Origin of the sequence: Paenibacillus sp. MZ04-78.2 (genome assembly GCF_024213375.1) — a bacterium.
Lineage (GTDB): Bacteria > Bacillota > Bacilli > Paenibacillales > NBRC-103111 > Paenibacillus_G.
This window is the reverse complement of sequence record NZ_JANAVJ010000052.1, coordinates 23,369-29,368: the sequence shown is the minus strand read 5'-3', so window position 1 is coordinate 29,368 and position 6,000 is coordinate 23,369. Positions and strand designations below refer to the sequence as shown.

General features: G+C 43.0%; 3 protein-coding genes. All 3 read left to right on the top strand.

Annotated elements, in window-relative coordinates:
- Positions 1–119: 119 nt before the first annotated feature.
- The 3 genes from NLX71_RS26895 (at position 120) to NLX71_RS23700 (ending at position 5,911) form a co-directional block, all read left to right on the top strand.
- The gene (locus NLX71_RS26895) at positions 120–1,538 is read left to right on the top strand and encodes an S-layer homology domain-containing protein (RefSeq protein ID WP_254366259.1); all 1,419 of its coding nucleotides are present in this window, start codon (positions 120–122) and stop codon (positions 1,536–1,538) included.
- Between the two features lie 470 nt (positions 1,539–2,008).
- A complete protein-coding gene (locus NLX71_RS23705; RefSeq protein ID WP_254366258.1) occupies positions 2,009–5,221 on the top strand; it encodes an S-layer homology domain-containing protein in 3,213 nt (1,070 codons plus the stop codon).
- Positions 5,222–5,311: 90 nt separating this feature from the next.
- A complete protein-coding gene (locus NLX71_RS23700; protein WP_254366257.1) occupies positions 5,312–5,911 on the top strand; it encodes a hypothetical protein in 600 nt (199 codons plus the stop codon).
- Positions 5,912–6,000: the final 89 nt, after the last annotated feature.

Sequence of the window (6,000 nt, the reverse complement as noted above, 5' to 3'; positions counted from 1 at the left end):
TAAAAAAACAGATGTTACCGGGTTAATTTAGTGATGCCTTCGAAGCTTTTACAAGATAATTAATTTTCAGGATAGAAGCTGAGAACGCAGATAGCGTAAGCTTCGGTAAAGACGCCAATGTGCTCAGCAAGATCGATCCATCCGACAACAAGCCTTACTTCTACTATCGTTACCTAAACTTGAAGGCAGGCCGTAATACGATTAACTTTACCATTAACCGCGGCAAAGAAAGCTCCAAAGGCAGCTTCATCGTCAACAACGTGAATACGTCGGTAGAAGGCGCACAAATGTTGATGCCGCTTCAAAACAAATACAAGCTGTTCGAGGGAGATCTTGAGCTCAGCTTTCCGACTAACACGAAGCTTATGCGCAACGACCCGACAGCAACGAATCAGTACTTGACGGCAGACCGTAAGCTGATGTTTGGACTTGCCAATGTAAAGGATGGCCGCGTTAACAAAGCCTACAATACAGACTACAGCGCATCGTTCTTCCTGCGAGAGCCGACGGACAAATTCCGTCCGGTAAGCAAGCTGTACTGGATTAACGGCGGCTCCGTCGGCCAAGACGATTATTTGGACAAGGACAAGCTGAAGGAAGCTTTGACCGGCTCCGGGCGCGATCCATATAACATTGACGTAAACAACGCGAACGTAAAATTTTACCAGAGAAATAACGAGAACGATTTGAAAAATATGTTCGTACCGACCAAACACGGCGAGTTGACGTTGAAGTACGACGATTCGATCAGACAAGATTCTTGGAAGTATGTCACCGTTTATCAAATGGATATCTACGAAGACTACCGGGGCATGACGACCTTGGCTTGGAAAAACATCGGCGGCGAAGTCAATCCGCAGAAAAACACGATCACGGTTCCGATCGATCATTTCGGTTATTTCCAAGTCATGTACATGTATGACAGCTTCAACGATATTACGAGCCACGAATGGGGCCGCGATACGCTTGATACGCTTTATTCCAAAGGATTTATGCTCAATAAATTGCAATCGCTCTTTGTACCGAACGAATCGATTACGCGCGGTGAGTTTGCTACGCTGCTCGTAAAAGCTTTCGATCTTCCGCTTCAGTACTCCGGCAACCTGACGTTCAGCGACGTGCAGAAGTTTGCAAGCAGCAATCCGCTATACGATTATAAGTATATTGAAACAGCAGCACGGGTTGGTATCGCACGCGGTACTGCCGGAGGCCGATTCAAGCCGGACGAGGCGATTACGCGTCAGGATGCGGCCGTAATGATTGCGAGAGCGGCAGAGCTGAAATTGAATTCGGACAGTAACAAGTCACTTGCTACGCTTCAAAAGCAATTTACCGATGCGAAAGATATCGACTTCTATGCTTTGCCGCCAGTTGAAGCTGTGTCCAAAGCCGGATTCATTGAGGGCATTGAGAACGTTCTTCTTACCGGTCAGAAGAAGAAAACGTATCGTTTTGACCCGCGTCAAAACTTTACGCGTGTTCAAGCTGCTGCTGTCATGGAACGTATCCTGAAGAAGGAAAAGAAATTCCCGAAATAAAATGACCTAACAAACCGTCAACCGTGGGTTGGCGGTTTGTTCTCTAATTTCAGGTGGTTTAATCTCAATATTGGAAAATTATTAATAATGACGTATCCGGATAGATCGTTGTATACTACCTTTTGTGGGCGTTCGTTACAGTACATATTTGATAGACGCTCTTGCTACATTTGTTTCAGGGTTGGTCTCAAAAAAAACCAAAAAAATTTTTTCAAAGAGCGCAACTTTTCGAAACAACGTGCGTTTAATACATTGAAACAAACAGAAAGCAAGATAAAGAGCAGCGAACTTTGGATAATTTTCACAAAATCGCTCTTTACCTTGTCAGCATGTAGGTGTATAATGTTAGATGGCATGTGATTCTATCCTTAATCTTCCTATTGGTTTACTAGTTTCTGCAATTTTCACGTTGCAGACATCTTCAATAAAAACTCATTTTGCTCAACTCTGGGAAGGGGGTGAATCGGCTAATGAGGGAATCGAGCTTTAATTTTTCTACACAGAACTCTCAACAACTGAAAGATATTCGAGGAGGAGAAAAAAAGGTTATGAAGAAAAGTTTATCTGCAATCCTGTCCCTGGCTATGGCATTCTCTATGTTTTCTTCCGTAGCACTGGGTGCAGACGCTAAGAAAACTTCCGCTGATTTCACAGATCTGAAAGATCTGGATGCAGCTACAAAAGCAAAATTTGACGAAATGATTTCCGCTGGTGTTTTCGACGGCGTTAAAGAAGGTACATTCGGTCTGAAAGACAAAATGAACCGTGCGCAATTCGCGAAAGTAGCAGCTTTGATCTTCAACTTGAAAGTTGACACTTCCCTGAAAACTTCCAGCTTCTCCGATGTGAAATCCGACGATCCGGCTAACGGATACGCTCTGCCTTACATCGAAGCTGTTAAAGCTGCTGGCATCACGGACGGTTACGCTCCTGGCCAATTCAACCCGGCTGGCGACGTAACGAAAGAGCAACTCGCTACTTTCTTGATCCGCGGTCTGAACAAAGACTCCGAAGGCAAAAACAAAACCGGCGTGAGCGACAAAACCGTTTCCGACTGGGCAAAAGGTTATGTTGCATTGGCACTTGAATTGAAATTGCTGGGCAACAGCACTGACGGCGCGTTCGGCGGTACTTCGGCAGCAACTCGCGACCTGTTGGTAACGAGCTCCTATGAAGCTAAGAAACAATACGTCGACACCAACAAACCGGCTAAAGCTTCCGTTAAAGAAGTAAAAGCTGTTGACTACAACAAAGTCCAAGTAACTCTGGATAGAGAAGTAGACGCAGACAAAGCTACGTTTGTTCTGAAAAAAGGAACAGCTGAGACGAAATACGAAGCAAAAGACAAAGACGTTAAATGGTCCGAAGACAAAAAAGTTGCTACGGTTACTTTGAAAGACGGACAAAAAATCGTTGATGCTACGTACACTGTAACTCTCGGCGGTTTGGACGCTTCCACAGTTGACAAAGTTTCCGGCGAGTTCAAAGGCGAAAACGAGAAGTTGAAGGATATCGACTTTGTAACAGCTAACGATACTGTTGCAAAATCGAAACAAGTTCGCATCCAAGTTAAGCCGATGAACCAATACGGACAATTGGCTTCCTTGGCTGCAGGTAACTTCTCCGTTAACGTTCCGCTTCCGGACAGCAACGCAACAGTTAAGAAGTCCAGCGACGGCACTAAAATGTACGTAGAGCTCAACACCGATAATCCAAACATGAATTGGAATGCAAGTTTCTCTGTAAACATCTGGTCTAATGACCAAAGAGAGATCTCCAAAACCAAAGTCTTTAAAGTTGGGGAATATCCGTATATCGCTAAAGTCGAATTGGGCGAAGTAAAGTATAATAACGATAAAGATGCCATTACTGCCTCTGGCAACGAAGCTGTAGTTAAAATGACTCAATATGACCAATACGGCGGCGAAATCACGGTTAATTCCGGTGGTGAGAGAAACAAAATTACAGACTCGAAGCCTAACCTTATGCCTAAGAACAGCGGCGTTTTTGATGAGGCTTTGGATACTAAAATTGAAGACAAAGACGGCGACGGCATAAAAGAAGTTATTGTCTTTGTTAAGTCTGACAAGAAAATTAAATCCAGCGGTGAGTTCACCCTTCAAGTATGGGGTGGGGGTACCGGTTCCACTGCTACAATCAAAGTTAGCGCGACTAAAATTGCGACTAAAGTTGAATTAGGCGATTTCAACAAAAATAACATCGCTGTTAACGATAAAGACATTTATCTCGAATTGATTGCTTATGATGCTGCTGGTACTAAGTTAACTCCTGACGAGATTGTTGATAACGTTAAAGACAATCGCTTTAACATTTCGGTTAACGGTCCGCTCGAGTTTAATCCGACTGATAACGTTCCAAAATCTATGTTGGATAACAAAGGGCAAGTTGTAACGGCTGGCGAGCATAAAGGCAAGCTTCACTTTGCCAAAGTAGCCTCCAAGAACAGCGGTTCCGTTTGGGTTTACATTAACAACATGTCCGGCCCTGATAATAACAAGAGCAAGTCTTACAGCATAGTTGATGCGCGTTATCCAGTAAGCATTAAAACAATTACCGAGGGTGCTAACAAAGCAGTTGCAGGTGCTGAGGTTAAAACTAAATATCAATTGATTGATAACTATCAAGAAGTAATCAAGGAAAACCTGGATGGCTTTAGAGATAACAACAATAAAGGTGTAACTTATGATGTATATGCAACAGTTGCCAACAGCGGCGTTCAATTCGAACTTACTGACATTAACGTAAATAAGAAGAAAAATGATGGAATTAAAACTACCGGTAATAAATCGGAAATCGGTAAAATCCAGATGAAAGATTTTTCGGATAAAGAAATTGAACTGAAAACAAGGGGAGGAAATAGCTACGGTTCGACTGAAGTGAAATTTGTGATCCGTAAATTTGTTGAAGGTAATTCCGAACCAGTCGATTCTAGTGTAGCGTCTGTAACGAAGAGGATTTCCATTGTTGATCCAACAAAAGAAGATCTGAGATACAGCTTGGCTCCGATTGATAGCCTGTTTAAAACACTCGATGACTCTGCTTACAAAGACATTGAGGCGAAAAGACTTGCGGACGGGACCAGTAAATTAGCTAGAGAAATAAAAATCGAAGCTAGGGACACATCCGGTAGTTTGGTTGCTTATCCTGCAAACATTAGTGAAGTAACGGCAGACAACATCAGTTTTGTTAGCACTACTGAGGGTAAATCTATAAGTGGCAAAGGATATGTCCTTGGTAATAAACCAGGTACGGCAAACATAACCGCCTACTTCATGAACGCTAAAGGTGAGAGTGTTTCAGCAAGTGGTACTGTCACAGTTAAAGGTGATGCCGTTAAGATGGTGGCACTCGAGCGCGACGATTCCAACAAAACTTTGTATAATAAAGTCAATCAAACTGTTAACGCTTGGGATTTGATGGGTAACATCACATTGAAAGATAACTATGCGAATGAATTTAAAAATGAATTCATCTTCACCTACGACAAAATTACTAAGGTAAGATATCTTATTAAGGATGCTACCCTTGTTAATAACAAGCCAATTGCAGAAGTTGACGCTTCTCAACCAGATAGAATCAAAATCAACGGAACAGGTACGTTTACGATTACAGCTACAACCTCTAACGGTCTGTCTGTTATCACAACGGTTAACGTCAACTAATCCTAACGGATTAAAAAAAGAAGACCCGCAGGGGTCTTCTTTTTTTATCAAGACCCGGCAACATTACATATATCCAAAGCAGGTGAACCCATGAAAACCAAAATTACTTTTGTTACTATAGTGCTAATTCTTTTGTTTGCGACTATCGTTTATGCAGAATCTAATAATGTAACTACCCAGCCTGGTTCTGTTGATGATCCCATCATCACAAAGAGCTACTTTGAACAAAACATTGCCAAGCAAGTAGCAGATGAATTCACCAAACAAAGCGTAAATGGAGAAAAAATTAAACAAATTATCGCAGCTGAGTTGGCGAAGCAAGGAATTGGAAGTGGAACTTCCACAGATTCCGGTACGAACGGTGGCGCACAGCAACCGGCTGTCCCCAATTCCGGACTAACTGTTGTTAAACTTCAGCAAGGGCAAACACTTTACGGTGGGGCAGGTACTGAATTTATTGTCCGAACCGGCAAGGTTATAGCGGTGAGCTCCGACGATAACGGAATTCCGGACGTTACCTCCGGCAAAGATATTGCTGCGGGAGCAACGGTTGAGCTTAACCATTTGCTCATTGTTCCACGGGAAGGCCGTGGTGTTAAGCCTGATGCCAAGAACAAGCAGGAAATTTACGTTATGGTACGCGGCAGCTATTCGATTATGAATGCGGATGGAACGAAAGCCGCATCATAATTTTACCCATTTCGCCAATCATTCATACGTTTGGGGTTTGCCTTGGGGTGGGATAATAGCACTACATCCTACTTAAGGAGGTATCCTTG

Excerpts from the sequence above, each read along its gene's own strand:
- NLX71_RS23705 (WP_254366258.1), top strand. The coding sequence starts at position 2,009 with ATGAGGGAATCGAGCTTTAATTTTTCTACACAGAACTCTCAACAACTG.
- NLX71_RS23700 (WP_254366257.1), top strand. The coding sequence starts at position 5,312 with ATGAAAACCAAAATTACTTTTGTTACTATAGTGCTAATTCTTTTGTTT.